This window comes from Luteimonas sp. MC1895 (assembly GCF_016457215.1).
Classification (GTDB): Bacteria; Pseudomonadota; Gammaproteobacteria; order Xanthomonadales; family Xanthomonadaceae; genus Luteimonas.
Genome location: NZ_JAEMDY010000003.1, coordinates 50615 through 76651, shown reverse-complemented (window position 1 = coordinate 76651; position 26037 = coordinate 50615). Strand labels below are relative to the sequence as shown.

Sequence of the window (26037 nt, the reverse complement as noted above, 5' to 3'; positions counted from 1 at the left end):
CCACGCCGGGACCGACCTGCGACGCAGGGCTCGCGCGCCTGCCATGGGCCGCGGGTATCCTGTGCACGATGGCGAAGCTCCTGCTCAACATGCGGATGGTGCCCGAGGACGAGGCGGACGAGGTCCGCGGCTTCCTGCGTGCGCACGCCATCGCCTTCCACGAAACCCGGCCCAGCCGCTGGGGCATCTCCTACGGCGGCATCTGGGTGTCGGAGGACGCCGATTACCCGCAGGCGCGGCGGCTGATGGACGACTACCAGGCGGCCCGCCAGGCGCGCGCGCGCGCCGAACATGCCCAGGCGGTGGAGGACGGCAGCGCGGACACGTTTGCCGACATGTTCCGCCGCGAGCCGCTGCGGGTGCTTGCGGTACTGCTGGGCATCGTCGGCCTGCTGCTGCTCGTGGCACTGCCGGTGGTGCTGCTGGGGCGGGCCGGGACGTGAGCCCGAGCCGGCCGGGCAGGACACCCTACTGGCCGGACCGCTCCGCCCTGCGCAGGCGGCGCAACGCAAGACGGGCCTTCTGGCTGCTGGCCGTGCTGGTGCTGGTGCTGCCGTGGTTCGGCTACCAGCATGTGCGCGACTGGCTGCGCCCGGGCGCGGATGCGAACCGTCGTGCAGTCGACGGAGCGGTCGAGAGCAGGCCGGCCGAGGGCGCTCCGGCCGGGAGCGCCGAGGCCGGAGCGCCGCTGGTCGCGGAACCGGCTGGCGACGCGCGCAACCCCGACGGCGACGCGGACAACCCCGACGGCGACGCGGCCGCCGGGCTCGACGCCATCGACCGCGACGCAAGGGCCGGCGACGGCGCGGCGGCCGTCGCGCGGCTGGCCGACCTCGGGGCCGAGGTGCATCGCCAGGTCCTTCTGGCCGACCGGGGCAGCGCGATCCGCCGCGAGGCCGCGCGCCGCGACGTCGCCGACATTCCCGGCGTGCGCGCGGCGGGCTGGGTGGACCGCATGACCATGCTGCTGGTGATGGCGTCGCGCGGCACCGGGCACGCGACCATCGCCGAGGCCTGCCGCCGCCTCGGCACGCACGGCGACGTGGCCGGCCTCGCGGTCCGCGTGCAGGAAGTCGCGGGCGACCAGGTCTCGGCCGGCGCGCTGCTGGGCGAGTGCAGGCCGGGTAACGGCGCGTCCGCGGGCGGCGGCCCGATGCAGCCGTTCCCCGGCGCTCCGCTGCGCGCCGCGCAGGGTGGGGCGGAAGCGGACGACGAAGATCCCGAAGCCGCGGACGCGCGGCGCCGGCGCGCCGAAGAGAGCCTGCGCATCCTCAGCGAGACCACGCCCGAACTTCCCACGGCTCCGCAACCCCGGGTCGACCCCTGACGCGCGGTGGTCGCCGAGCGCTTATCATCGGCGCGCACCCGACGCCCCCCGGACTCCCGCTTGGAACTGCTCGACCGCTTCGCCATCGCCGTGCTCGCGCTCGGCTGCCTCGTGTCCGCCGGCTGCGCGCGCGACGACGTGCCCGCCGCCGGCCAGGACCAGCCGCCCGCGACCAGCGCGCCGACGCCGTCGCCGCGCAATTCGCTTGAGCCCGATCCCGGCAAGGCGCCGACCGAGCGCGCCGCGCCGCCCACCCTGCAGCCAGTGGCCATCGGCCGCTTCGTGCCGGCCGACCGCGTCTCCACCGCGATGACCGGCGCGCTGGACATCGGCGACTCGCGGATCACCGGCGAGAACGGCGCGGCCTTCGTCACCGAGCGCATGGCCATCGTGCGCGGTGGCGACGAATACAGCGCCGGCGAGCGCTACGCCGACATGATGAGCATCGACGCCGGCCAGCCGGTGGAGCTGCGGCGCGTGCTGGACGAAGTGCGCGCCGACGGCCAGGGCTTCTGCGGCAGCATGAAGACCGGCTTCCTGGCGCTGGCCAGCTACGAGGAGGCCGGCATCCGCGTCGTCAAGCTGCTCGCGCTGCAGGGCGACGGCATTCCCGCCGCCACCGCCACCGATACCCGGCTGTGCGCCGCGACGAGCTACGAAGCCGCGCGCTGAGTCAGGCCACCGTGCCCGCCGCGTGGCCCGAGGCCCAGGCCCACTGGAAGTTGTAGCCGCCCAGCCAGCCGGTGACGTCGACCACTTCGCCGATGAAATACAGGCCCGGCACGCTGCGCGACATCATCGTCGTCGATGACAGCCCGTCGGTGTCGACGCCGCCGAGCGTGACTTCCGCGGTGCGGTAGCCCTCGGTCCCGCTGGCCACCACCGGCCACGCCGACAGCGCGGCGGCCGCGCGCGCCAGCATCGGCTCGTCGAACTGGCGCAGCGGCCGGTCCCCCAGCCAGTGCTCGCACAGCCGCTGCGCGAAGCGCTTGGGCATGCGTTCGGCCAGCACGGTGCGCAGTTCGCTCGCAGGACGCGCCGCGCGCTGCGCGCGCAGGAATTCCAGGGCGTCCAAGCCGGGCAGCAGGTCGATCGCCAGCGGCTGGCCCGGTTCCCAGTACGAGGACACCTGCAGCATCGCCGGCCCGCTGAGCCCGCGATGGGTGACCAGCATCGCGTTGCGGAAGCACGGGCCGCGCGCGACGGCCTCGACCTCGAGCGCGACGCCACTGAGCCCTTCCAGGCGCTCCGCGTGGCTGCCGGTGAGCACCAGCGGCACCAGGCCTGCGCGCGTCGGTAGCACCGCGTTGCCGAACTGTTTCGCCAGCGCATACCCGAAGCCGCTGCCGCCCAGGCTCGGGATCGACAGTCCGCCGCTCGCCACCACCAGCGACGCCGCCGCGACCCGCCCGCGGGCGGTGTCGACGAGGAAGCCGTCCCCCTCCCGCGTCACCGCGTGCACGTCGCAGCCGGTCTCGATCGAGACCCCGGCATCGCCGCATTCGTCGAGCAGCATGCGCACGATCTGCTTCGAGGACTCGTCGCAGAACAGCTGCCCCAGCTCCTTCTCATGCCACGCGATGCCGTGGCGGTCGACCATGTCGATGAAGTCGGCGGGTCGATACCGCGCCAGCGCCGACTTGCAGAAGTGTGGATTGGCCGAGATGAAGTTGGCAGGCGTGGTGCCGGTATTGGTGAAATTGCAGCGGCCGCCGCCCGACATCAGGATTTTCTTGCCCGGCCGGTTGGCGCGCTCGATGACCCGCACGCCGCGTCCGCGCCGGCCCGCGGTCATCGCACACATCAGCCCGGCGGCGCCGGCCCCGATGACCAGCACATCGCATGAAATCGTCATCGCGACAGGATAGCCCGGCGGTCTCCCGCCCCGACGCCCCGATGACCCCGAAGTAGAATGTCCCGATGCACGACCAGCCAGATCATCCGCCACCTCCCCAGCCCACGCTCCGCGCACAGCGAACGAACGCGCACACAGGGATGCGCCCGTGACCTGGCTCGGCCTGGTCGCGGTCATCATCGGGCTCTACCTGGCGTTCAAGGTCGCCGGCGTCGTGCTGAAGCTCGCGCTGTGGGTGCTGATCGTGGTTGCCGCGTACTGGTGGCTGGCGCCAATGTTCGGCTGGCCGCCACTGGACGAGGTGATCCACGTGCTGGGCCCCTGAGGGCCCAGGCGTTTACTCCGGGCGCGGGCCCTTGCGGTGCGGCGTCCGCGGCGGGAACGGCTTCTTGCCGAAGGTCTTCTTCGCGAAGGGCTTGCGGCCCGGCACCTTGCCGGCCGTGTCGGGCGCCTCGCCGTCCCTGGTGATCCGCAGCTGCTGGCCCGCGCACCAGACGCCCTTGAGGTGGGTCATGGTCTCCTGCGGCATGCCGTCAGGCAGGTCGATCAGGCTGTGGTCCTCGAAGATCTCGATGCGGCCGATGTGCTTCGCCTCGAGGTTGGCCTCGTTGGCGATGGCGCCGACGATGTTGCCCGGCTTCACCCCGTGGTCGTAGCCGACCTCGACCCGGAAAGTCTGCATGCCGGCCTGGGGCGGGCGTGCCGTGCGCTCCTTCTTCGGGAACGCGGGCCGGTCACCGCGGTCGCCGCGCTCGGGGCGCTCGGGACGGCCGGGGCGGTCGCGGAAGCCGCGATCCTCGCCGAACGCCGGCGCCGGCCTCGGGTCGCGTTTGGGCGCCTCCATCAGCAGCGGCACGTCGCCGCGCGCCATCTTCGCCAGCGCCGCGGCGATCTCCACCGCCGGCACGTTGAACTCGCGCTCGTAGTCCTCGACCAGCGACTGGAACAGCGTCAGCCCGCCCGCGGCCAGGGTGTCGGTGATCGACTGCTTGAACTTGCCGATGCGCGCGTCGTTGACGTTCTCCACCGTCGGCAGCTCCATCTGCTCGATCGGCTGGCGGGTGGCGCGCTCGATCGAGCGCAGCATGTTGCGCTCGCGCGGGGCGATGAACAGGATCGCCTCGCCGCTGCGCCCGGCGCGGCCGGTGCGGCCGATGCGGTGGACGTAGCTCTCGGTGTCATAGGGCACGTCATAGTTCAGCACGTGGCTGATGCGATCGACGTCCAGGCCGCGCGCGGCGACGTCGGTCGCGACCAGGATGTCGACCTTGCCGTCCTTGAGCTGGGCGATGGTGCGCTCGCGCTGCGCCTGGGCGATGTCGCCGTTGATCGCCGCGGCGGCGAAGCCGCGGGCCTGCAGCTTCTCGGCCAGCTCCTCGGTCGCGATCTTGGTGCGCGTGAACACGATCATGCCGTCGAAGGGCTCGGCCTCGAGGATCCGGGTCACCGCGTCGAGCTTGTTGGTGCCGCTGACCATCCAGTAGCGCTGGCGGATGTTGCGCGCCGTGCTGGTGGCGGACTTGATCGCGACCTCGACCGGATCCTTGAGGTAGGTCTGCGCGATGCGCCGGATCGGCGGCGGCATGGTGGCCGAGAACAGCGCCACCTGGCGCGTCTCCGGCGTGCGCGCGAGCACGGCCTCGACGTCGTCGATGAAGCCCATGCGCAGCATCTCGTCGGCCTCGTCGAGCACCAGCAGGCGCAGCTCGGAGATGTCCAGCGAACCCTTCTCGAGGTGGTCGATGACGCGCCCCGGCGTGCCGACGATCACCTGCACGCCGCGACGCAGCGCCTGCAGCTGCGGCCCGTAGCCTTGGCCGCCGTAGATCGGCAGCACCTGGAAACCAGGCAGGAAGGCGGCGTACTTCTGGAAGGCTTCGGCGACCTGGATCGCCAGTTCGCGCGTCGGCGCCAGCACCAGCACCTGCGGCTTGCGCGCCGTCGGGTCGAGGCGGGCCATGGCCGGCAGCGCGAAGGCCGCGGTCTTGCCGGTGCCGGTCTGCGCCTGGCCAAGGACGTCGCGGCCGGCCAGCAGCGGCGGGATCGTCGCGGCCTGGATCGGCGAAGGGGCTTCGTAGCCCACCGCGGTCAGGGCCTGCAGCAGGGGCTGCGGCAGGCCAAGATCGGTGAACAGAATGGTGGGGGCGTCGGAACTCATCTGCGGCCTCGATGCGGCCGGGACGGCCTTGCGGGCTGCGATTCTACGCCGGAGCGCGCATCCGTGCCGTCAGCGCAGGCGCGTCGCCAGCCGCTGGCCGAGGCGCACGGCGGTTTCGGCGCCGAGACCGGGGGCGAGTGCAGCGACCCCCGGCGGCAGCAGCACGATCACCGTCGAGCCGTAGTTGAAGCGCGCCATTTCCTGGAACCGCGCGAGTTCGACCGTGGCGCCACCCAGGTAATCCTTGCTGGTGACGCGATCGCCGTAAGCCGGGATTTCCTCCCCGCTCCAGACCGTTTCGACGCCGGAGACCAGCAGCGCGCCGACCATGACCACCGCCATCGGCCCGAAGTCGGTGGCGAAGTGGCAGACCAGGCGCTCGTTGCGCGCGAACAGCCGCGGCACCCGGGCGACCGCGTCGGGGCCGACGCTGAAAAGCCGGCCCGGCACGTGCACGGTGCGCAACAGGCGGCCGTTCCAGGGCATGTGCACGCGGTGGTAGTCGCGCGGCGACAGGTAGACCGTGGCGAACAGGCCGCCATCGTAGGGGGCAGCGGCGGTCGCGTCGGCCAGCAGCTCCGTCGCGGTGAACGAGCGGCCCTTGGCCTGGAAGATGCGGCCGTCCTCGATCGCGCCGCACTGGCTGATGCGGCCGTCGGCCGGCATCAGGATCGCCTCGGGGTCGGGATCGGCGACGCGCGCGCCCTCGCGCAGGCCACGGGTGAAGAAGGCATTGAAGGTGGAGTAGGCCGCCGGGTCGGACTGCGCCGCTTCCGAAAGGTCCACGCCAAAGCGCCGCACCACCGTGTCGATCAGCCAGGCGCGCAGGCGCGGGTGATCCGAATAGGCCAGCCGCCGCGCCGCGCCGGACAGCAGGCGGTGCGGCAGCGCGTAGGTCAGCGCGGTGACCAGGCTCACGGCAGCACCTCGCCGGTGAGTGCGGCCAGGTCGCGCGCGATCGCGGCCGGATCGAGCGGACCCTGGACCACGCCGGCCATCCTGCCTTCGGCGTCCAGCAGCGCGAGCGCCGCCGAGTGGTCGATCGTGTAGGCGTCCCCGGGGGCACCGTCGGGACCGGGGACCTTCATGAACACCAGCGACAGCCCGCGCGCGAAGGCCTCGAGCGCCGGCACGTCGGCCGTTGCCGCCAGGGTGTCGCGATGGAAGAACGCCGCGTACTCGCCGATCCGGTCCGGCGTGTCGCGCTCCGGGTCGACGGAGACGAACAGCACCCGCGGGCGGCGCGCCTCCGGCAGGGCCTCCCAGGCGGTCTGCGCACGCGCGAGGTCCGCCAGCGTCGTCGGGCAGACATCGGGGCAGTGGGTGAAGCCGAGGAACACCAGGGTCCAGTGGCCGTGCAGCTCCCCGGGCACCAGCTGGGTGCCGTCGGACTGCTGCAGGGCGAAGGGCGGGATCTCGCGGGCCTGCGGGAACAGGCGCACCGTTTCCAGTTCGGGACCGGCGGGTTCGGCGGGGCTGCCAAACCAGCGCTGCGAGGCGACGAGGCCGAGTCCGGCGGCGAGGGCGATCACCAGCACGATCAGGATGCTGCGGTTGAACATGGTGCCTCGTGGCGTCGGGGGCGGGCCATCATAGCGGCCCGCGGGGGAGGGAGCGTGGCTTCCCTATATACTGCGTGGCCCCGGCGGAAAGCGCCGCGAACGCGCGCCATGACGACCCATCAGCTCCAGACCATCATCGACCTGATCCGCTACGGCGCCAGCCGGTTCAACGCGGCGGGCCTGACCTTCGGCCACAGCTACGACAACGCGCTCGACGAAGCGACCCAGCTCACCCTGCACGCGCTGCACCTGCCGCACGACCTCAGTCCGGTCTACGGACAGGCACGGGTGACCGAGGCCGAGAAGGAGGACGTGCTCGGCCTCTTCATCCGCCGCATCGAGGAGCGCATGCCGGCCGCGTACCTGTGCGGCGAGGCGTGGTTCGCGGGGCTCAGCTTCAAGAGCGATCCACGCGCGCTGGTTCCGCGCTCGCCGATCGCCGAACTGATCGAGTCGGGCTTCGAGCCCTGGCTGGCGGGCCGCGACGTGCGTCGCGCGCTGGACCTGTGCACGGGCTCGGGCTGCATCGCGATCGCGATGGCGCACTGGAACCCGGACTGGCATGTCGATGGCGTCGACCTGAGCGACGACGCACTGGCCCTGGCGCGCGAGAACGAGCGCCGCCTGGACGTGCACAACACCCGCTTCCTGCGCTCCGACCTGTTCTCGGCGCTGCAGGGCGAGCACTACGACCTGATCGTCAGCAACCCGCCCTACGTCACCAACGACGAGACCGACGCGCTGCCGCGCGAGTATTCGTACGAGCCCGAGATGGGCCTGCGTGCCGGCGACGACGGCCTCGACCTGGTGCTGGAGATCCTGCGCGACGCGCCGCTGCACCTGTCCGAGGACGGCCTGCTCATCTGCGAGGTCGGCGAGGCCGAGCGCGCGCTGTCGCGCCTGCTGCCGGAGCTGCCGCTGATGTGGGTGGAGTTCAAGGTCGGGCAGATGGGTGTGTTCGTGGTCGAGCGCCACGACCTGGTGACCCACAACGCGCGCATCGCCCAGCTGGCGGCCGAGCGTGGGCGCGGCACGCCCGCGCAAGCGTCCGCCGCGCGGGCCGCATCGCCGACGCCCGCGCCGCCGCATCCGGCAGCCGGCATCGATCCGGACAGCCTGTTCTGATGGGCCTGCCCGCGGGCCTGGCGCGCGGGGCGCGGCCGTGAACAGCTTCGGGCAGCTGCTGCGCGTCACCACCTTCGGTGAATCCCACGGGCCGGCGATCGGCTGCGTGGTCGATGGCTGCCCGCCCGGCATCGCGCTGGCGTCGGACGACTTCGCGCGCGACCTCGGGCGCCGCGCCACCGGGCGCACCCGGCATACCTCGGCGCGGCGCGAGGACGACGCGATCGAGATCCTGTCCGGCGTCCACGAGGGCCTGACCACCGGCACGCCGATCGCCCTGCTCGTGCGCAACACCGACGCGCGCAGCCGCGACTACGCCGCGATCGGCGCCCGGTTCCGCCCTGGCCATGCCGATTACACCTATTGGCACAAGTACGGCATCCGCGACCCCCGCGGCGGCGGCCGCAGCTCGGCGCGCGAGACCACGATGCGGGTCGCCGCGGGCGTGATCGCCAGGAAGTGGCTGGCCGAGCGCCACGGCGTGACCGTCCGCGGCCATCTCGCGCAGATCGGCGAGGTCACGCCGCGCGGCTTCGACTGGGACGCGGTCGAGGGCAATCCGTTCTTCTGGCCCGATGCCGCGCAGGTGCCGGAGCTCGAGCGCTACATGGACGCGCTGCGCAAGTCCGGCGACTCGGTCGGCGCGCGCGTCACCGTGGTCGCCGACGGCGTGCCGCCGGGCTGGGGCGAGCCGGTCTACGGCAAGCTCGACGCCGGCATCGCCGCGGCGATGATGTCGATCAACGCGGTCAAGGGCGTGGAGATCGGCGACGGCTTCGCCAGCGTCGCGCAGCGCGGCAGCGTGCATCGCGACGCGATGACGCCCGAGGGCTTCCTGTCCAACCACGCCGGCGGCGTCCTGGGCGGCATCAGCAGCGGCCAGCAGGTCACGTGTTCGGTGGCCTTCAAGCCGACGTCGAGCCTGCGCCTGCCGGTGGCGGGCCTGGACGTCGATGGCCAGGTCGTGGACATCGTCACCACCGGCCGCCACGACCCCTGCGTCGGCATCCGCGCGACGCCGATCTGCGAGGCGATGCTGGCCCTGGAACTGATGGACCAGGCGCTGCGCCACCGCGCCCAGTGCGGCGACGTCGGCGCGGTGGCCCCGCGCATTCCGGCGGCGCCCGACGGCCCGCGCCATGGCTGAGACGCGACCCGGCGTCCAGCGGCCGCGGGTCTGGGTGTCGCAGCCGCTGTATCCGGATATCGAGGCGCGCCTGGACGCCTGGTTCGACGTCACCCGCACGCCGGTCGTCACCGACCACGCCCCGGCGGCGATCGCGGCGGCGCTGGCTGCGTGCGACGGCGCCCTGGTCACGCTCAACGACCGCATCGGCGAAGCCGAGATCGCCCGCGCTCCGCGGCTGCGCGCCGTGGCCAACGTCGGCGTGGGCTACAACAACCTCGACGTCGCCGCCCTGGCCGCGCGCGGGATCATCGCCACCAATACGCCCGGCGTGCTGACCGAAACCACCGCCGACTTCGGCTTCGCGCTGATGATGGCCGCGGCGCGGCGCATCACCGAAGCCGAAGCCTGGTTGCGCGAAGGCCACTGGCAGGGCTGGGGCTTCCACCAGCTGCTGGGCGCCGGGATCCACGGCAGCACGCTTGGCATCCTCGGCATGGGGCGGATCGGGCAGGGCATCGCTCGGCGCGCCCGGGGCTTCGGCATGCGCGTGCTGTACCACAACCGGACGCGGCTGCCGGATGCCATCGAGCAGGCGTGTGCGGCGCGCTGGGTGGCGCGCGACGCGCTGCTGGAAGCAGCCGACCACCTGGTACTGGTGCTGCCGTACTCGGCGCAGACCCACCACATCATCGACGGCGCCGCGCTGGCGCGCATGCGCCCGACCGCGACGCTGACCAACATCGCCCGCGGTGGCCTGGTCGACGAGGACGCGCTCGCCGACGCCCTGCAGTCGGGCCGGCTGGCCGCGGCGGGGCTGGACGTGTTCGAAGGCGAGCCGGCGGTCAATCCGAAGCTGCTTGCGTGCCGCAACGTCGTCCTGACGCCGCATATCGCCAGCGCGAGCCTGTCCACGCGCCGCGCGATGGTGTCGCTGGCGGTGGACAACCTGATTGCGGCGATGGGCTTCGGGCCGGATGCAGGGCGACCGCCGAGCCCCGTGGGCGGGTAGGGCCGGATCGGCCCGCCCCGCGGCTGCACGTAGAATGCGGCGATGTTCACCAGCATCGCCGCCTACCGTTTCGTCGCCATCGACGACCCCGCCGCCGTCGTCGCCCGGGTGCGCGCGCTTGCGGAAGAATTGGCGCTGCTCGGTACCGTGCTGGTCGCGGACGAAGGCATCAACCTGTTCCTGGCCGGCGAGGCCGGCGACGTCCAGGTCTTCCTCGCGCGCTTGGGCGAGGATCCGCGCTTCCACGCGCTCGAGGCCAAGCTGAGCCGGAGCCAGACCCGCCCGTTCGCGCGGCTGAAGGTCAAGCGCAAGCCGGAGATCATCAGCTTCCGCCGCGAGGGTGCGTCGCCACTGGATGGTCGGGCGCCCGCCGTCGCGCCGCCCGACCTGGCGCGCTGGATCGGGCAGGGCCACGACGACGCCGGCCGCCGGCTGGTGCTGCTCGACACCCGAAACCGCGAGGAGGTCGGCCACGGCAGCTTCGCCGGCGCCCTGACCCTGCCGATCGACAGCTTCACGGCACTTCCCGGCGCGCTGGAAGCGCATCGCGATGCGCTGGCCGATGCCACCGTGGTCGGGTTCTGCACCGGCGGCATCCGCTGCGAGAAGGCGGTCAACTGGATGCGCGCTGCCGGCTATCCCCACGCGCTTCAGCTCGAGGGCGGGATCCTGGGCTGGTTCGAGGCCATGGGCGACTTCGGCTACGAAGGCAGCTGCTTCGTCTTCGACGAGCGCATCGCCCTCGATCCGGCGCTGGGCGCCGCTGCCGACGCCAACGCGCGATAATGGCCACCTGCGCGGCGCCGCCGCGCGAAGACGAAACCGGAGTGGCGATGGGCAGGCAATACAGGGTGGCCGTGGTCGGTGCGACCGGCACGGTGGGCGAAACCATGCTGTCGATCCTGGCCGAGCGCGGCTTCCCGGTCGCGGAGCTGGTCGCCCTGGCCAGCGCCGCATCGGCCGGCTCGACGGTGGCGTTCGGCGACGACGAGGTGCTGGTGCGCGACCTGGCCGGCTTCGATCCCGCGGGCGTGGATATCGCGCTGTTCTCCGCCGGCGGCGCGGTCTCGAAGGAATACGCGCCGAAGTTCGCCGCCGCGGGCGCCGTGGTGATCGACAACTCCTCGGCCTTCCGCATGGATGCCGACGTGCCCCTGGTGGTCGCCGAGGTCAATCCGCAGGCGGCGCGCCAGCGGCCGCGCGGCATCATCGCCAACCCGAACTGCTCGACCATGCAGATGGTGGTCGCGCTGGCGCCGATCCACCGCGCCGCGGGCATCGAGCGCATCAACGTCGCGACCTACCAGTCGGTGTCGGGCGCGGGGCGCCAGGCGCTGGAGGAGCTCGGGCGGCAGACCGCGTCCCTGCTCGGGTTCCAGGGCGCGGAAGCCAGCCGCTTCCCGGTACAGATCGCCTTCAACCTGATCCCGCACATCGACGAGTTCATGGACAACGGCTTCACCCGCGAGGAGATGAAGCTGGTCTGGGAGACGCGCAAGATCCTCGGCGACGACGCGATCCAGGTGAATCCGACGGCGGTGCGCGTGCCGGTGTTCTACGGGCACGCCGAGGCCATCCACGTCGAAACCCGCGAGAAGCTCACCGCCGCGCAGGCGCGCGCGCTGCTGGAAGCGGCGCCGGGCGTGGAGGTGGTGGACGAGCGCGTGCCGGGCGGCTATCCGACGCCGGTGACCCACGCCTCGGGCAACGATCCGGTCTACGTGGGCCGCATCCGCGAGGACATCTCGCACCCGCGTGGACTCGACCTGTGGGTGGTCGCCGACAACATCCGCAAGGGTGCGGCCTTGAATGCGGTCCAGGTCGCGGAACTGGTGGCGGGCGAGGGCTGATGGCGCGTCCGCGTTGCCAGCGCAGTGCCGGGGCCGCTAGAGTCCACGCGACATGACGGGGGAAGGCGTGACCACGACACCGCGATTGCAGCGAGCACTGCGCTGGGCGGCCCTGTGCGGGCTGGCACTGGTGCTGTTTGCCGGCCAGGTACTGGCCCTCGGGCTCGGCCGCATCGAGGTCAAGTCGCGTGCCGGCGAGCCGCTGCTGGCCGAGATCCAGGTCGTGTCCAGCGATCCGGCCGAGCTCGACCAGCTGCGCGCGCGCCTGGCGTCGCCGGAGACCTTCCGCCGGATCGGCCTTGCCGCGCCGGATGCGGTGGTGTCGGGGCTCGAGTTCGCGGTGGCGCTGGATGCACGCGGCAACCCGGTCATCCGCGTCACCACGCGCGAGCCGGTGACCCAGCCGGCGCTCACCTTCCTGGTCGAGGTCGACTGGGGCCAGGGCCGCCTGGTGCGCGAGTATTCCGCGCTGGTGGACGCGCCGCAGACCGTCTCCGCGCCAGCCCAGCCGGCGATCGAGGCACCGGTGGCGGTGCCGTCGAACGCGATCGTGCGCACGCCGACCGCGGCCGACGCCGAGCCGGTGCCGGCGGACGAGGTCCGCGAGGAGACGGCGGCTGCCGATCCGGCACCGACGCCGCCGCCGCAGGCCGGGGCGGCCGAAGCGGCCCCGCAGCGCGCGACCGCGACCCCGGCAACCGCCGCGCCAGCCGCCGCGTCCACGCCTGGCGAATACGGCCCGGTCCGCGCGGGCGAAACGCTCGGCGCGATCGCCGGCGGCCTGGCCGGTGACGGGGTCAGCCGCGAACAGGCCATCGTGGCGCTGTTCCGCGCCAATCCTCAGGCCTTCATCGCCGGCAACCTGAACCTGATGCGCCAGGGTGCGGTGCTGCGCATCCCGGATCGCGGCGAAATCGCGGCGCTGGACCCGCGCGAGTCCCGCGCGCTGATGCGCGAGCAGATCGCCGCCTGGCGCGACATGACCCGGCCGGCTCCGCAGCCCGACGCCGCGCAGCCCGGCGCCGACGAGGCGACGGCGGCCGCTCCCGTCGCGCGCCAGGAGGAGCCCGCCGCGGCAACGCCCGCGCAGCGGACCGCGGACGCGCGGCTCGAAATCGTGCCGCCGTCGGCCGGCGACGGCCAGCAGGCAGTCATACGATCCGGCATCCAGGCCGGTGGCGAGGGCGAGATGCTTCGACAGGAACTGCAGCAGGAGCTGCAACAGCGCCAGGAAACCCTGGCCGCACGCGACGCCGAAGTGGCCGAGCTCCGGGCGCGCGTCGCCGACCTCGAGCGCCTGCAGGCCCAGCAGGCGCAGCTGCTGACGTTGAAGGACAGCGAGCTTGCCGCGGTCCAGGAGCGTCTGGGCACTCCTCCGGAGACCGCCGCGGCGACCGGACCCGAGGACTCGGCTGCAGCGGGCCTGCCCTGGGTCTGGATCGGCCTGGGCCTGCTGCTCGTGGCCGCCGCCGCCTGGCTGCTGGTCCGCCGCGCGCCGAAGGCGTCTCCGCGCCCGCGCTTCGACACCGCCACCCTGGCCGCGGCCTCGCCGCCGCGCGGGGGCGGCGCCGACGCACCGGCCCCGCCGGTCGCGCCGCCACCGGCTCCGGCCGGCGTCCCGGCATGGCATGCGGACAGCACCGTCCCCGCGACGCCGTCCGACGACGTGCCGGCAGCGCGCGACTCCGGCGCGGCCGCGGACGACGCGGCGGCCATCGCGGCGCTCGATCCGGCGCCCGGCGGCAGCGAGCGCATCGAACTGGCCCGCGCCTACCTGGACCTGGGCGATACCGACACCGCCCGCGACCTGCTGCGCGAAGTCGCCGAAGCCGGGGATCCGGCCGCCCGCGCGGAAGCATCGCGCCTGCTGGAAGGCATCGCCTGACGGACGAGCCATGGCCGCGGTCGCCCGCGGCGCGGCCGGTCCGTCGACGCACGCCATGCGCTACGCCCTGGGCATCGAGTACGACGGCGGCGGTTTCCTGGGCTGGCAGCGGCTGACTCCGCACGGCGTCGACAGCGCGGACACCCTGCAGGCGGCGCTGGAAGGGGCACTGTCGAAGGTGGCCGACGCGCCGATCGCCACCACCTGCGCCGGCCGCACCGACGCCGGTGTCCACGCCCGCTGCAACGTGGTGCATTTCGACAGCGCGGCGGCGCGCAGCCCGCGCAACTGGGTCATGGGCACCACGTCGCTGCTGCCACAGGCGATGTCGGTGCGCTGGTGCCAGGAGGTCGGCGACGACTTCAACGCGCGCTTCTCGGCCCGTGCGCGCCGCTACCGTTACAGCATCATCAATCGCCCCGTGCGCCCCGCGCTCGGCCGCCAGTACCTGGCCTGGATGAAGAAGCCGCTGGACGCGGGCGCCATGCACCTCGCCGCGCAGCGTCTGGTGGGCGAGCACGACTTCTCCGCGTTCCGCACCGTCCATTGCCAGGCGCCGCACGCGCGCCGCGACCTGCAGGCGATCCGCGTCTGGCGCGAGGGCGACGTGGTGGCGGTGGAGGTGCAGGCCAATGCTTTCCTGCATCATATGGTCCGCAACATCGTCGGTTCCCTGCTCGAAGTCGGTGGCGGATCCAGGCCTGAGCACTGGATCGCCGAGGTCCTCCAGGCGCGCGACCGCCGCTTGGCCGGGCCCACCGCTCCGCCGGGTGGTCTGGTCTTCCTGGCCCCGCTTTACCCGGCCGAGTGCCGCCTTCCCGCCGAGGTCACGCTTGCGCCCCCTGGCGCCGGCATGGACACGGCATCCCCCACGTTCCCGGCGTCCTGACATGCCTCGTACCCTGTACCGCACCCGCATCAAGTTCTGTGGCCTGACCCGCGCCGGCGACGTCCGCCTGGCCAGCGAGCTGGGCGTCGACGCCGTCGGCTTCGTGTTCGCGCACGCGAGTTCGCGTCGCATCCACGCGGCCGAGGCGCGCGCGCTGCGCGAGGCGCTGGCGCCCCTGGTGGACGCGGTGGCGGTGTTCCGCGACAACAGCGCCGACGAGATCCGCGAGGTGGTGAAACAGGTCCGGCCCAGCCTCCTGCAGTTCCACGGCGACGAGGACGATGCGTTCTGCCGCCGCTTCGACGTGCCATGGATCAAGGCGGTGGGCATGGGCGCGAGCGCCGTGCCCACGGGGCCCGCGCTGGGCGCGTCCTGGCCGGGCGCCGCGGCGTTCCTGTTCGACAGCCACGGCGGCGGGCACGACGGCGGCAGCGGCCGCGCCTTCGACTGGGCCACCCTGCCGCCCGGCCTGACCCGTCCGTTCCTGCTGTCAGGCGGCCTGGGCCCCGATAATGTGAACGCGGCGATCAGCGCGACCCGACCCTGGGGCGTCGACGTCAGCAGCGGCATCGAGTCCGCACCCGGCCGCAAGGACGGCGACCTGATGCGCGCCTTCGTGGAAGAGGTGCGGCGCGCCGACTGCCGCCCCGACGACGACACCGCGAGCCCGCAAGGAGGGGCCCGATGAACGACATGCCAGACGATTTCCATGCTTTCCCGGACGCACGGGGCCACTTCGGCCGCCACGGAGGCCGCTTCGTGGCCGAGACCCTGGCGGGTCCGCTGCAGGAGCTGGCCGCGGCCTATGACGCCGCCCGCGCCGATCCTGCTTTCGTCGCGGCCTTCGACGCCGACCTGGCCGATTACGTCGGCCGCCCGAGCCCGATCTACGAGGCCGTGGGCCTGACCCGCCACGTCGGCGGCGCGCGCATCCTGCTCAAGCGCGAGGACCTGAACCACACCGGCGCGCACAAGATCAACAACACCATCGGCCAGGCGCTGCTCGCCAGCCGCATGGGCAAGACCCGGATCATCGCCGAGACCGGCGCCGGCCAGCACGGCGTCGCCAGCGCCACGGTCGCCGCGCGCCTGGGCCTGGAGTGCGTGGTCTACATGGGCGCGACCGACATCGAACGGCAGAAGATCAACGTCTACCGGATGAAGCTGCTCGGCGCGACGGTGGTGCCGGTGACCAGCGGGTCGGCCACCCTCAAGGACGCGCTCAACGAGGCGATGCGCGACTGGGTGACCAACGTCGCCGACACCTTCTACATCATCGGCACGGTGGCCGGTCCCGACCCGTACCCGCGCATGGTGCGCGACTTCAACGCGGTGGTCGGCAAGGAGGCGAGGGCGCAGATGCTGAAGCGGCACGGCCGCCTGCCGGACGTGGTCACCGCCTGCGTGGGCGGCGGCAGCAATGCCATCGGCATCTTCCACGCCTTCCTGAACGACCGCGACGTGCGCCTGGTCGGCGCCGAGGCGGCGGGCGAGGGCATCGCCAGCGGCCAGCACGCGGCATCGATTTCCGCCGGGCGGATCGGCGTCCTGCACGGCAACCGGACCTACGTCCTGTGCGACGACGACGGCCAGGTGATCGAGACCCACTCGGTGTCGGCCGGCCTGGACTATCCGGGGGTCGGGCCGGAGCACGCCTTCCTCGCCGACAGCGGCCGCGCGCAGTACGTCGGCGTGACCGACGACGAAGCGCTCGAGGCCTTCCACCTGCTGGCGCGCACCGAAGGCATCCTCGCGGCGCTGGAATCGAGCCACGCGGTGGCGCAGGCGATCAAGCTCGCCCGCGACATGCCGAAGGATGCGCTGGTGCTCTGCAACCTGTCCGGGCGCGGCGACAAGGACGTGCACACGATCGCCACGCGCGAAGGGGTCGAGGTATGAGCGCGGCGGTCTCGCCGCGGATCGCGCGCCGCTTCGACGCCCTGCGCGCCGCCGGCCGCAAGGCGCTGGTGCCCTTCATCACCGCGGGCGATCCCGGGCTCGAGGACACGGTGCCGGTCATGCACGCCATGGTCGACGCCGGTGCCGATGCGATCGAACTGGGCGTGCCGTTCTCCGACCCGATGGCCGACGGCCCGACCATCCAGCGCAGCTCCGAGCGCGCCATCGCGCGCGGCGCCGGGATGGCCTGGGTGCTGGAGCGCGTGCGCGAGTTCCGCGAGCGCGACGACCACACCCCGGTCACGCTGATGGGCTACCTCAACCCGATCGAGATCCGCGGCGCAGCGGCCTTCGCCGCGGCTGCGTCGACGGCCGGCGTCGACGGCGTGCTGCTCGTCGACCTGCCGCCGGAGGAGACCCCGGAGTTCCGCGAGGCCTTTTCGGCGCAGGGAATCGCGCTGGTCCTGCTGGCCTCGCCGACGACCGACGAGGCACGCATGGGCATGCTCTGCGATCTCGCCCAGGGTTATCTGTACTACGTGAGCATGGCGGGGGTCACCGGCGATTCCGCGCGCCTGGACACCTCCGCCGCCGCCGCGCACCTGCGCGCCATCCGCGCGCGCAGCCCCGTGCCGGTGGTGGTCGGCTTCGGCATCCACGACGCCGCCAGCGCGGCCGCCATGGCCGTGGACGCCGATGGCGTCGTGGTCGGCAGCGCCCTGGTCAGGGCGATGGAGGCCGCCGGAAGCGGACGCGCCGCAGCCGCCGCGGCCGCCTTCCTCGCGCCCCTGCGGGTGGCGCTCGACGCCGGTCCCCGCGGGGCGGTGGGCTAAACTCCCCGGGTTCGCGGCCCCGTCCGCAGAGGATCACAGCAAACGCATGTCCTGGCTCAAGAAAGTCATGCCCGCCCGCATCCGCACCGAGGGCAGTCCCGCACGCAAGCGCAGCGTGCCCGAGGGACTGTGGGAGAAGTGCGACAGCTGCGGCGCGGTGCTCTACCGCCCCGAGCTCGAGGAGAACCTCGAGGTCTGCCCCAAGTGCGCGCACCACATGCCGATCCGCGCCCGCGCGCGGCTGGCGGCCTTCCTGGACGCCGGCAGCGGCGTGGAGATCGGCGCGCGCCTGGGGCCGACCGACGTCCTGCGCTTCCGCGACCAGAAGAAGTACTCCGACCGCATCAAGGCGGCGCAGAAGTCCACCGGCGAGCGCGACGCGCTGATCGCGATGGAAGGGCGCCTCAAGGGCAGCCCGATCGTCGCGGCCGCCTTCGACTTCGCCTACATGGGCGGCTCGATGGGTTCGGTGGTCGGTGAGCGCTTCACCCTGGGCGCCGAACGCGCGCTGGAGATCGGTTCGCCCTTCGTCAACTTCTCCGCCAGCGGTGGCGCGCGCATGCAGGAGAGCCTGTTCTCGCTGATGCAGATGGCCAAGACCTCGGCCGCGCTCGGCCGCCTGCGCGCGGCCGGACTGCCCTACATCTCGGTGATGACGCATCCGACCACCGGCGGCGTCTCCGCCTCGTTCGCGATGCTGGGCGACATCAACCTCGCCGAGCCGAGGGCGCTGATCGGCTTCGCCGGCCCGCGGGTGATCGAACAGACCGTGCGCGAGACCCTGCCCGAAGGCTTCCAGCGCTCGGAGTTCCTGGTCGAGCACGGGGCCATCGACCAGATCTGCGACCGGCGCGAGCTGCGCGCGCGCATCGCCAGCCTGCTGGCCATGCTGATGCGCCAGTCGGCGCCGCCGGCCGACGAGGCCGCGGCATGAGCGCCGGCAAGCGGCGCTGGTTCGGCACCGACGGCATTCGCGGCCGCGTGGGCGAGGGCCCGATCTCGGCCGACTTCATGCTGCGCCTGGGCAATGCCTATGGCCACGCGCTCACCGCGCGGGTGCGCGAAGGCGACGAGTGGCGCAAGCCGCTGGTCATCATCGGCAAGGACACGCGCATCTCGAACTACATGTTCGAGGCCGCGCTGGAGGCCGGGCTGGTCGCGGCCGGCGTCGACGTGCAGCTGATGGGGCCGATGCCGACCCCGGCGGTCGCGCACCTGACGCATTCGATGCGCGCCGACGGCGGCATCGTGATTTCCGCCTCGCACAACCCGCACCACGACAACGGCATCAAGTTCTTCACCGCCGAAGGCGAGAAGCTCGACGACGCCACCGAACTCGCGATCGAGGCCGCGCTGGACCAGCCGTTCTCGACCGTCGCGTCCGACCGCCTGGGCAAGGCGGTGCGCACGCGCGACGCCGTGGGTCGCTACGTCGAGGCCTGCAAGGGCTCGGTGCCGCGCAGCTTCGACCTGGACGGCATGCGCATCGTCGTCGACTGCGCGCATGGCGCCACCTACCAGATCGGACCGATGGTGCTGCGCGAGCTCGGTGCACGCGTGGACGCGATCGGCGTCGATCCCAACGGAACCAACATCAACGACGGCGTGGGCTCCACCCATCCGGAAGGCCTGGCCGAGCGCGTGCGCGCGACCGGCGCCGAGCTCGGCATCGCCTTCGACGGCGACGGCGACCGGGTGATGTTCGTCGACGGCGAAGGCGTGGTGCGCGACGGCGACGACCTGGTCTACCTGCTGGCCTGCGACTGGCAGGAAAGCGGGCGGCTGCGGGGTCCCGTGGCCGGCACGCTGATGACCAACTTCTCGCTCGAGCAGGCGCTGTCCGCGCGCGGCATCGGCTTCATGCGCACGAAAGTGGGCGACCGCTACGTGCACCAGGCCCTGGTCGAACACGGCGGCATCCTCGGCGGCGAGGCCTCGGGGCATCTGCTGTGCCTGGACCGCGCCACCACCGGCGACGGCATCGTCAGCGCGCTGCAGGTGCTGGAAGTGCTGCACCGTCGCGGCACGTCGCTGGCCGACGCCCTGCGCGACCTGCGCAAGGTTCCGCAGCGCACGGTCAACGTGCGCGTGGCCAATGGCGCCCGGCCTGCGGAGGCGGGCAGCGTGCAGGCGGCGCTGGCCGAGGCCCAGCGCGCCGTCGAAGGGCGGGGCAGGGCCTTCCTGCGGCCGTCCGGCACCGAGCCCGTGGTGCGCGTCACGGTCGAGGCCGATGACGAGGCCCTGGTGGCATCGACGCTGGAGCGGCTGGCCGCGGCGGTCCAGGCCGCCACCTGACCCGCGCCCCTTCCGCTTTTGTAGGAGCGGCTACAGCCGCGATCCCGGGAAGTCCGGCAGGGCGATCGCGGCTGTAGCCGCTCCTGCAGGGGGGGGCGGGAGCGAGGCGGTATCATGGCGGGCCAGCGTCCCCGCCCGGGGACGAGCCTGACCGAGTAAGCCATGGCCCCGCGCATCCCGACCCTCGACATCCGCCGGTTCACCCATCCCGCCAGCCCCTCGGATCGCGAAGCCTTTGTCGCCGACCTCGGCGCGGCCTACCGCGAGTGGGGCTTCGCCGGCATCCGCAACCACGGCATCCCGCAGCCGCTGATCGACGGGGCCTACGCCGCCTTCAAGGCCTTCTTCGCGCTGCCGGAAGAAACCAAGAAGACGTACCACGTGCCCGGCGGTGGCGGTGCCCGCGGCTACACGCCGTTCGGCGTGGAGACGGCCAAGGATTCGAAGCACTTCGACCTGAAGGAGTTCTGGCACATCGGCCGCGAGATCCCGGACGATTCGAAGTACCGGGACGTGATGCCGCCGAACCTGTGGCCGGACGAGGTCCCGGAATTCCGCGAAAAGGGCTATGCGCTGTACGAGGCGCTCGACCAGCTCGGTTCGCAGGTGCTGCGCGCGCTGGCGCTGCACATCGACCTGCCCGAGGACTACTTCGCGGACAAGACCGACAACGGCAACTCGATCCTGCGGCCGATCCACTATCCGCCGATCACCGCCGACGACATCCCGAACGTGCGCGCCGGCGCGCACGGTGACATCAACTTCATCACGCTGCTGGTCGGCGCCAGCGCGGCCGGCCTCGAGGTGCAGTCGCGCGAGGGCGAGTGGGTGCCGTTCACTTCGGACGCCGACACCATCGTGGTCAACATCGGCGACATGCTGCAGCGCCTGACCAACCATGTGTATCCGTCGACGATCCACCGCGTGGTCAATCCGCCGGGCGAGCTGGCGCGCCAGCCGCGCTACTCGGTGCCGTTCTTCCTGCACCCGAACCCGGACTTCCTGATCGACGTGCTGCCGTCCTGCGTGACCGCGGACAATCCGAGCCGTTACCCGGAACCGATCACGGCGCATGGCTACCTCGAGGAGCGCCTGCGCGAGATCAAGCTCGCCTGACCGGCGGGCAATGCATGGCCACGCAAGTGGCGTGGCCATGACGGAACGTGCGTGAACGCCTAGAATCACCGCTCCCGCCACACCCGAGGTCAGAAATGCGCACTCGCATCGTCGCCGGCAACTGGAAGCTCAACGGCAACCGCAGCTCCGCCGCGGACCTGCTGCAGCAGATGGCGGCAGGCCTGCCGGCCGATGGCGTCGAGGTCGTGGTGCTGCCGCCGGCCACGCTGCTGGCGGGCCTGGTCGAGGCCTGGGGCGCGCAGGGCATCGCCTTCGGCGGCCAGGACGTGAGTGAGCACGGCGAAGGCGCCTACACCGGCGAGGTGTCGGCCGCGATGCTGGCCGACGCCGGCGCGCGCTTCGCGCTCGTGGGGCACTCGGAGCGCCGCCAGTACCACCGCGAGGACAGCGATCTCGTCGCGCGCAAGTTTGCCGCGGCGCTCGCCGCCGGCCTGCGTCCGATCCTGTGCGTTGGCGAGTCGAAGGACGAGCGCGAGGGCGGCACCACCGAGGCGGTGATCGCCTCCCAGCTGCGCCCGGTCCTGGACCTGGTCGGTGCCGAAGGCCTGGCCAGTGCCGTCGTGGCCTACGAGCCGGTCTGGGCGATCGGCACAGGCCTGACCGCCAGCCCGCAGCAGGCCCAGGACGTGCACGCGTTCATCCGTAGCGAGGTCGCGGCAAGGAGTGCTAAGATTGGAAATTCACTGCCGATCCTCTACGGCGGCAGTGTGAAGCCCGCCAACGCCGCCGAGCTGTTCACCCAGCCCGACGTCGACGGAGGCCTGATCGGCGGTGCATCGCTGGTGGCCACGGACTTCATGGCCATCGTGGCCGCGGCGGTCCGCTGACCGTCGGGCACAAGAGAACTGGAACATGCTGCAGCTCATCCTCAACATCGTCTTCGTGCTCGTCGCCATCTCGATGATCGCGCTGATCCTGATGCAGCGCGGCGCGGGCGCCCAGGCCGGTTCCGGCTTCGGCGGCGGCGCCTCGGCCACCGTGTTCGGTGCGCGTGGTGCCTCCAGCTTCCTGACCAAGTCCACCAAGTGGCTTGCGATCGTGTTCTTCGCGCTGACCCTGTTCATGGCCTGGCAGGCCACGAACATGGCCCGCCAGTCCGGTCCGGCCGCGGTCGACCTGGGCGTGATGTCCGAAGTGCCGGCGGCTCCCGCGGCCCCGGCTGCCGATACCGCGGTTCCCTCGGCGCCGCAAGCCGCGCCGATCGTCCCCGACGCCACGGTCCCGGCCGTGCCGGAGGACCAGCCGCCCGCCGCATCGCCCCCCTCGCAGGGGGAAACGGGACGGGAAGTCCCGCAGGGCGGCTGATAGCGATTACACTATCGCGCTCCCGCAGCCATGCGGGATGAGACAGAAAAACTTGCCCAGGTGGCGGAATTGGTAGACGCACTACCTTGAGGTGGTAGCGGCTTAGGTCGTGGGGGTTCGAGTCCCCCCTTGGGCACCATACAAGCGTCGGCGGGACCGGTCACGGTCCCGCCCGACACCAGCAAGCAAAGGGCCGCCGCGCGGCCCGTAGCCGAGAGAACACCGTGCTGGCCGAATACCTGCCGACCCTGTTGTTTCTTTTCGTCGCCACTGGAATCGGCGTCGCCCTGATCCTCGTCGGCAATGCGCTCGGACCGAAGTTCGAGTTCGCCGACAAGTACACCGCCTTCGAATGCGGCTTCCCCGCGTTCGAGGACTCGCGGATGCAGTTCGACATCCGCTACTACCTGATCGCGATCCAGTTCATCGTCTTCGACCTGGAAATCATCTTCATCGTGCCCTGGGCGACCGTGTTCCGTGAGCTCGGCGTGCTCGGCCTGATCGAGATGGGCATCTTCGTCGGCATGCTGCTGATCGGTTTCATCTATGTGTGGAAGAAGGGAGCGCTCGAATGGGAGTGATCCAGGCTGCGCGCAGCCTCGCGGATGCCGCGAGCAATCCGCTGCCCGAGGGCCGCGTCGACGACATCCTGCGGCCGGAGGGCGACAACCCCCTGCTGGAACAGGGTTTCGTCACCACGAGCTCGGACATCCTGCTCAACTGGGCACGCACGGGTTCGATGTGGCCGGTCACCTTCGGCCTGGCCTGCTGCGCGGTGGAGATGATGCACGCGGGTGCCGCGCGCATGGACCTCGACCGCTACGGCGTGGTGTTCCGTCCATCGCCGCGCCAGTCCGACGTGATGATCGTGGCCGGCACCCTGGTCAACAAGATGGCGCCGGCGCTGCGCCGCGTCTACGACCAGATGCCCAACCCGAAGTGGGTCATCTCGATGGGCAGCTGCGCGAACGGCGGCGGCTACTACCACTATTCGTATGCGGTGGTGCGCGGCTGCGACCGCGTGGTGCCGGTCGACATCTACGTGCCGGGCTGCCCGCCGACGGCCGAGGCGCTGGTGCACGGCATCCTGCAGCTGCAGCGCAAGATCCGCCGCTCGAGCAACTTCGGCGACGAGAAGACGGGGCAGCGCAATGTCTGAGTCCGCGACCGCGTTCGCCGCGCGCCTGCGCGCGCGCTTCCCGCAGGCCTTCGTCGACGTCACGCTGCCGCGTGGCGAGGTCGGCATCGTGCTGGCGGCGTCGGAATGGCGCGCGTCGTGCCAGGCCCTGCGCGACGAGTTCGGCTTCGAGGTCCTGGTGGACCTGTGCGGCGTCGACCATCTTGGTTATGGCACCGACGAGTGGGACACCAACACCTCGTCCGAGGGCTTCAGCCGTGGCGTCGAGGGTCGTGGTCCGGGCCGATTCCGCTATGGCGAGGCCTTCACCCAGCAGCTCGACCGGCCTGACGGCGAGGGCGCGATCCCGCTGCCCGAGAACCGCTTCTCGGTGGTGGTGCAGCTGCTGTCGATCGCCAACAACCGCCGCCTGCGCGTGACCTGCTTCGCGCCCGACGACGCGCTGCCGGTAGTGGATTCGCTGTGCGACGTCTGGGCCGGCGTGAACTGGTTCGAGCGCGAGGCCTTCGACATGTTCGGCATCGTGTTCCCGGGCCATCCGGACCTGCGCCGCCTGCTGACCGACTACGGCTTCATCGGCCATCCGTTCCGCAAGGACTTCCCGCTGATCGGCAACGTCGAAGTGCGTTACGACCAGGAGAAGCAGCGCGTGGTGTACGAGCCGGTGACCTCGGTGGAGCCGCGCGTGCTGGTGCCGCGCGTGATCCGCGACGATGCCCGCTACGCGACCACGGCCGGCGAAGACCGCGACCTCAAGGTCGGGACGGTGCGCGGCCACGCCGCCGCAGGAGACACCAAGTGAGCATCCGCCCCCCCAGCGAGCTGCTGGCCAGCAGCCCGGCCGAGGCCCGCCAGGAAATCCGCAACTACACGTTGAACTTCGGTCCCCAGCATCCGGCCGCGCACGGCGTGCTGCGCCTGATCCTGGAGATGGACGGCGAGGTGGTGCAGCGTGCCGACCCGCACGTGGGCCTGCTCCACCGCGGCACCGAGAAGCTGGCCGAGTCCAAGTCGTTCAACCAGTCGATCGGCTACATGGACCGCCTCGACTACGTGTCGATGATGTGCAACGAACACGCCTACGTCCTGGCCATCGAGACCCTGCTGGGGATCGAGGCGCCCGAGCGTGCGCAGTGGATCCGCACGATGTTCGACGAGATCACGCGGGTCCTGAACCACCTGATGTGGATCGGTTCCAACGGCCTCGATCTCGGCGCGATGGCGGTGATGCTGTACTCGTTCCGCGAGCGCGAAGAGCTGATGGACGTGTACGAGGCGGTCAGCGGCGCGCGCATGCACGCGGCCTATTACCGTCCCGGCGGCGTCTACCGCGACCTGCCCGAGCGCATGCCGCAGTACCGCGAGTCGCCGTGGCGCAAGGGCAACAAGCTCAAGCGCTTCAACGAGTGGCGCGAAGGGTCGATGCTCGACTTCCTGGACGCCTTCACCCGGGACTTCCCGTCGCGCATCGACGAGTACGAGACGCTTCTCACCGAGAACCGCATCTGGAAGCAGCGCACCGTCGGCGTGGGCGTCATCCCGCCGGAGCAGGCGATGGCCTGGGGCATGTCGGGCGTGATGCTGCGCGGCTCGGGCATCGAGTGGGACCTGCGCAAGAAGCAGCCGTATGCGCGCTACGACCAGGTCGATTTCCGCATCCCGGTTGGCACCAACGGCGACTGCTACGACCGCTACCTGGTGCGCGTGGCCGAGATGCGCGAATCCAACCGGATCATCGCCCAGTGCGTGGCGTGGCTGCGTGCCAACCCCGGCCTGGTGATGGTCGACAACTTCAAGGTCGCGCCTCCCTCCCGCGAGGAGATGAAGGACGACATGGAAGCCCTGATCCACCACTTCAAGCTGTTCTCCGAAGGCTACTGCGTGCCGGCCGGCGAGACCTACCAGGCCGTCGAGGCGCCCAAGGGCGAGTTCGGCTGCTACCTGGTCTCGGACGGCGCCAACAAGCCCTTCCGCGTGCACCTGCGCGCGCCGGGCTTCGCGCACCTGTCGTCGATGGACACGGTGGTGAAGGGACACATGCTGTCCGACGTCGTGGCGATGGTCGGCACCTATGACCTCGTGTTCGGAGAAGTGGACCGATGAAAGCAACCGGCAACTTCGAGAACGCCCGCAACGTCGATCCGCTGGCGGTGCTCAGCGACGACACGCGCGCGCATATCGACCATTGGGTGGCCAAGTTCCCGCCCGACCGCAAGCGCTCGGCCGTCATCCAGGGCCTGTTCGCGACCCAGCAGCAGAACGGCGGCTTCCTGACCGACGAGCTGATCGCCGCGGTCGCGAAGTACCTCGGCATCCCGCCGGTCTGGGCCTACGAGGTCGCGACCTTCTATTCGATGTTCGAGACCCGCGAGGTCGGCCGCAACAACGTCGCCTTCTGCACCAACATCAGCTGCTGGCTCAACGGTGCCGAAGACCTGGTCGCGCATGCCGAACGGAAGCTCGGTTGCAAGCTGGGTGAATCCACCGCCGACGGCCGCGTCTACCTCAAGCGCGAGGAAGAGTGCGTGGCCGCATGCTGCGGCGCCCCGGTGGTCGTGATCAACGGCCATTACCACGAGAAGCTCGACGCGACCCAGGTCGACGCGCTGCTCGACGGACTGAAGTGAGGCTGGACGCAGGC

General features: G+C 71.6%; 27 protein-coding genes, 1 tRNA gene and 1 pseudogene. 25 read left to right on the top strand and 4 right to left on the bottom strand.

The window, feature by feature from the left end; genetic code table 11:
- The first annotated feature begins 68 nt into the window (after positions 1–68).
- The 3 genes from JG616_RS08335 to JG616_RS08325 are packed head-to-tail and all read left to right on the top strand — an operon-like array spanning position 69 to position 1999.
- Positions 69–443, top strand: coding sequence for a DUF6164 family protein (locus tag JG616_RS08335; protein ID WP_199392298.1), 375 nt, complete (start codon positions 69–71; stop codon positions 441–443).
- Complete coding sequence (locus JG616_RS08330; RefSeq protein WP_199392297.1) at positions 440–1327, top strand: hypothetical protein; 888 nt, start codon at positions 440–442, stop codon at positions 1325–1327. The genes JG616_RS08335 and JG616_RS08330 overlap by 4 nt, the downstream gene beginning before the upstream one ends.
- A 60-nt stretch (positions 1328–1387) precedes the next feature.
- Positions 1388–1999, top strand: a complete 612-nt coding sequence (locus tag JG616_RS08325; protein ID WP_199361861.1) for a hypothetical protein — start codon at positions 1388–1390, stop codon at positions 1997–1999.
- 1 nt (position 2000) lies between these two features.
- On the opposite strand, the gene JG616_RS08320 is transcribed toward JG616_RS08325, so the two are convergent.
- Entirely contained in the window at positions 2001–3182 is a 1182-nt protein-coding gene (locus JG616_RS08320) for an NAD(P)/FAD-dependent oxidoreductase (RefSeq protein ID WP_199392296.1), read from the bottom strand.
- A gap of 148 nt (positions 3183–3330) precedes the next feature.
- Between JG616_RS08320 and JG616_RS08315 the strand changes: the two genes are divergently transcribed.
- Positions 3331–3507, top strand: coding sequence for a hypothetical protein (locus tag JG616_RS08315; protein WP_199361863.1), 177 nt, complete (start codon positions 3331–3333; stop codon positions 3505–3507).
- A 12-nt stretch (positions 3508–3519) separates the two neighbouring features.
- Here the strand turns inward: JG616_RS08315 and JG616_RS08310 are convergent, their stop codons facing one another.
- From JG616_RS08310 to JG616_RS08300, 3 genes are all read right to left on the bottom strand, one after another.
- On the bottom strand, positions 3520–5340 hold the full coding sequence (locus tag JG616_RS08310; protein ID WP_199392295.1) for a DEAD/DEAH box helicase: 1821 nt from the start codon (positions 5338–5340) through the stop codon (positions 3520–3522).
- 69 nt (positions 5341–5409) lie between these two features.
- Complete coding sequence (gene asd / locus JG616_RS08305) at positions 5410–6258, bottom strand: archaetidylserine decarboxylase (protein WP_199392294.1); 849 nt, start codon at positions 6256–6258, stop codon at positions 5410–5412.
- Positions 6255–6902, bottom strand: a complete 648-nt coding sequence (locus tag JG616_RS08300) for an SCO family protein (protein ID WP_199392293.1) — start codon at positions 6900–6902, stop codon at positions 6255–6257. The genes asd and JG616_RS08300 overlap by 4 nt, the downstream gene beginning before the upstream one ends.
- A gap of 108 nt (positions 6903–7010) precedes the next feature.
- Between JG616_RS08300 and prmB the strand changes: the two are divergent.
- The 21 genes and pseudogenes from prmB to nuoE form a co-directional block, all read left to right on the top strand.
- Positions 7011–7925 (top strand): annotated as a pseudogene (prmB, locus tag JG616_RS08295) (50S ribosomal protein L3 N(5)-glutamine methyltransferase); the annotation flags it as partial.
- Between the two features lie 139 nt (positions 7926–8064).
- Positions 8065–9174: a chorismate synthase gene (gene aroC / locus JG616_RS08290; RefSeq protein WP_343225000.1), complete on the top strand. Its 1110-nt coding sequence runs from the start codon at positions 8065–8067 to the stop codon at positions 9172–9174.
- Positions 9167–10165, top strand: a complete 999-nt coding sequence (locus JG616_RS08285) for a D-glycerate dehydrogenase (RefSeq protein WP_199392291.1) — start codon at positions 9167–9169, stop codon at positions 10163–10165. Before aroC ends, JG616_RS08285 begins: the two co-directional genes overlap by 8 nt.
- Before the next feature lie 42 nt (positions 10166–10207).
- Entirely contained in the window at positions 10208–10951 is a 744-nt protein-coding gene (locus JG616_RS08280; protein WP_199392290.1) for a rhodanese-like domain-containing protein, read from the top strand.
- 47 nt (positions 10952–10998) lie between these two features.
- Positions 10999–12015, top strand: coding sequence for an aspartate-semialdehyde dehydrogenase (locus JG616_RS08275; protein ID WP_199392289.1), 1017 nt, complete (start codon positions 10999–11001; stop codon positions 12013–12015).
- 67 nt (positions 12016–12082) lie between these two features.
- Complete coding sequence (locus tag JG616_RS08270) at positions 12083–13900, top strand: FimV/HubP family polar landmark protein (RefSeq protein WP_343224999.1); 1818 nt, start codon at positions 12083–12085, stop codon at positions 13898–13900.
- Between the two features lie 55 nt (positions 13901–13955).
- Entirely contained in the window at positions 13956–14789 is an 834-nt protein-coding gene (gene truA, locus JG616_RS08265; protein ID WP_199392502.1) for a tRNA pseudouridine(38-40) synthase TruA, read from the top strand.
- 1 nt (position 14790) lies between these two features.
- Positions 14791–15477, top strand: a complete 687-nt coding sequence (locus JG616_RS08260; protein WP_199361873.1) for a phosphoribosylanthranilate isomerase — start codon at positions 14791–14793, stop codon at positions 15475–15477.
- The gene (trpB, locus tag JG616_RS08255; RefSeq protein WP_199361874.1) at positions 15474–16688 is read left to right on the top strand and encodes a tryptophan synthase subunit beta; all 1215 of its coding nucleotides are present in this window, start codon (positions 15474–15476) and stop codon (positions 16686–16688) included. Before JG616_RS08260 ends, trpB begins: the two co-directional genes overlap by 4 nt.
- The gene (gene trpA / locus JG616_RS08250; RefSeq protein ID WP_199392287.1) at positions 16685–17521 is read left to right on the top strand and encodes a tryptophan synthase subunit alpha; all 837 of its coding nucleotides are present in this window, start codon (positions 16685–16687) and stop codon (positions 17519–17521) included. Before trpB ends, trpA begins: the two co-directional genes overlap by 4 nt.
- 46 nt (positions 17522–17567) lie before the next feature.
- Positions 17568–18455 carry an acetyl-CoA carboxylase, carboxyltransferase subunit beta gene (gene accD / locus JG616_RS08245; RefSeq protein WP_199392286.1) on the top strand — a complete coding sequence of 296 codons (888 nt, stop codon included), beginning with the start codon at positions 17568–17570 and terminating at the stop codon, positions 18453–18455.
- Positions 18452–19816, top strand: coding sequence for a phosphoglucosamine mutase (gene glmM, locus JG616_RS08240; RefSeq protein ID WP_199361877.1), 1365 nt, complete (start codon positions 18452–18454; stop codon positions 19814–19816). The genes accD and glmM overlap by 4 nt, the downstream gene beginning before the upstream one ends.
- Positions 19817–19978: 162 nt before the next feature.
- The gene (locus tag JG616_RS08235) at positions 19979–20932 is read left to right on the top strand and encodes an isopenicillin N synthase family oxygenase (protein ID WP_199392285.1); all 954 of its coding nucleotides are present in this window, start codon (positions 19979–19981) and stop codon (positions 20930–20932) included.
- Positions 20933–21027: 95 nt separating this feature from the next.
- Positions 21028–21780, top strand: a complete 753-nt coding sequence (gene tpiA / locus JG616_RS08230) for a triose-phosphate isomerase (RefSeq protein ID WP_199392284.1) — start codon at positions 21028–21030, stop codon at positions 21778–21780.
- 25 nt (positions 21781–21805) lie between these two features.
- Positions 21806–22258 (top strand): preprotein translocase subunit SecG, encoded by a 453-nt coding sequence (gene secG / locus JG616_RS08225; protein WP_199361880.1) that lies wholly within the window; start codon positions 21806–21808, stop codon positions 22256–22258.
- A 54-nt stretch (positions 22259–22312) separates the two neighbouring features.
- Positions 22313–22397 (top strand) — tRNA-Leu (locus JG616_RS08220).
- A gap of 85 nt (positions 22398–22482) precedes the next feature.
- A complete protein-coding gene (gene ndhC, locus JG616_RS08215) occupies positions 22483–22839 on the top strand; it encodes an NADH-quinone oxidoreductase subunit A (RefSeq protein ID WP_199361881.1) in 357 nt (118 codons plus the stop codon).
- Positions 22830–23417 carry an NADH-quinone oxidoreductase subunit B gene (locus JG616_RS08210; RefSeq protein ID WP_199361882.1) on the top strand — a complete coding sequence of 196 codons (588 nt, stop codon included), beginning with the start codon at positions 22830–22832 and terminating at the stop codon, positions 23415–23417. The genes ndhC and JG616_RS08210 overlap by 10 nt, the downstream gene beginning before the upstream one ends.
- A complete protein-coding gene (locus JG616_RS08205) occupies positions 23410–24198 on the top strand; it encodes an NADH-quinone oxidoreductase subunit C (protein WP_199392283.1) in 789 nt (262 codons plus the stop codon). Before JG616_RS08210 ends, JG616_RS08205 begins: the two co-directional genes overlap by 8 nt.
- Entirely contained in the window at positions 24195–25499 is a 1305-nt protein-coding gene (locus JG616_RS08200) for an NADH-quinone oxidoreductase subunit D (protein ID WP_199392282.1), read from the top strand. Before JG616_RS08205 ends, JG616_RS08200 begins: the two co-directional genes overlap by 4 nt.
- Complete coding sequence (gene nuoE / locus JG616_RS08195; protein WP_199361885.1) at positions 25496–26023, top strand: NADH-quinone oxidoreductase subunit NuoE; 528 nt, start codon at positions 25496–25498, stop codon at positions 26021–26023. The genes JG616_RS08200 and nuoE overlap by 4 nt, the downstream gene beginning before the upstream one ends.
- The last annotated feature ends 14 nt before the right edge of the window (positions 26024–26037 follow it).

Excerpts from the sequence above, each read along its gene's own strand:
- JG616_RS08275 (WP_199392289.1), top strand. The coding sequence starts at position 10,999 with ATGGGCAGGCAATACAGGGTGGCCGTGGTCGGTGCGACCGGCACGGTG.
- trpB (WP_199361874.1), top strand. The coding sequence starts at position 15,474 with ATGAACGACATGCCAGACGATTTCCATGCTTTCCCGGACGCACGGGGC.
- tpiA (WP_199392284.1), top strand. The coding sequence starts at position 21,028 with ATGCGCACTCGCATCGTCGCCGGCAACTGGAAGCTCAACGGCAACCGC.
- JG616_RS08210 (WP_199361882.1), top strand. The coding sequence starts at position 22,830 with ATGGGAGTGATCCAGGCTGCGCGCAGCCTCGCGGATGCCGCGAGCAAT.
- JG616_RS08260 (WP_199361873.1), top strand. The coding sequence starts at position 14,791 with ATGCCTCGTACCCTGTACCGCACCCGCATCAAGTTCTGTGGCCTGACC.
- secG (WP_199361880.1), top strand. The coding sequence starts at position 21,806 with ATGCTGCAGCTCATCCTCAACATCGTCTTCGTGCTCGTCGCCATCTCG.
- JG616_RS08235 (WP_199392285.1), top strand. The coding sequence starts at position 19,979 with ATGGCCCCGCGCATCCCGACCCTCGACATCCGCCGGTTCACCCATCCC.
- JG616_RS08300 (WP_199392293.1), bottom strand. The coding sequence starts at position 6,902 with ATGTTCAACCGCAGCATCCTGATCGTGCTGGTGATCGCCCTCGCCGCC.
- JG616_RS08320 (WP_199392296.1), bottom strand. The coding sequence starts at position 3,182 with ATGACGATTTCATGCGATGTGCTGGTCATCGGGGCCGGCGCCGCCGGG.
- trpA (WP_199392287.1), top strand. The coding sequence starts at position 16,685 with ATGAGCGCGGCGGTCTCGCCGCGGATCGCGCGCCGCTTCGACGCCCTG.
- JG616_RS08285 (WP_199392291.1), top strand. The coding sequence starts at position 9,167 with ATGGCTGAGACGCGACCCGGCGTCCAGCGGCCGCGGGTCTGGGTGTCG.
- JG616_RS08280 (WP_199392290.1), top strand. The coding sequence starts at position 10,208 with ATGTTCACCAGCATCGCCGCCTACCGTTTCGTCGCCATCGACGACCCC.
- nuoE (WP_199361885.1), top strand. The coding sequence starts at position 25,496 with ATGAAAGCAACCGGCAACTTCGAGAACGCCCGCAACGTCGATCCGCTG.
- JG616_RS08310 (WP_199392295.1), bottom strand. The coding sequence starts at position 5,340 with ATGAGTTCCGACGCCCCCACCATTCTGTTCACCGATCTTGGCCTGCCG.
- truA (WP_199392502.1), top strand. The coding sequence starts at position 13,956 with ATGCGCTACGCCCTGGGCATCGAGTACGACGGCGGCGGTTTCCTGGGC.
- glmM (WP_199361877.1), top strand. The coding sequence starts at position 18,452 with ATGAGCGCCGGCAAGCGGCGCTGGTTCGGCACCGACGGCATTCGCGGC.
- JG616_RS08335 (WP_199392298.1), top strand. The coding sequence starts at position 69 with ATGGCGAAGCTCCTGCTCAACATGCGGATGGTGCCCGAGGACGAGGCG.
- JG616_RS08205 (WP_199392283.1), top strand. The coding sequence starts at position 23,410 with ATGTCTGAGTCCGCGACCGCGTTCGCCGCGCGCCTGCGCGCGCGCTTC.
- accD (WP_199392286.1), top strand. The coding sequence starts at position 17,568 with ATGTCCTGGCTCAAGAAAGTCATGCCCGCCCGCATCCGCACCGAGGGC.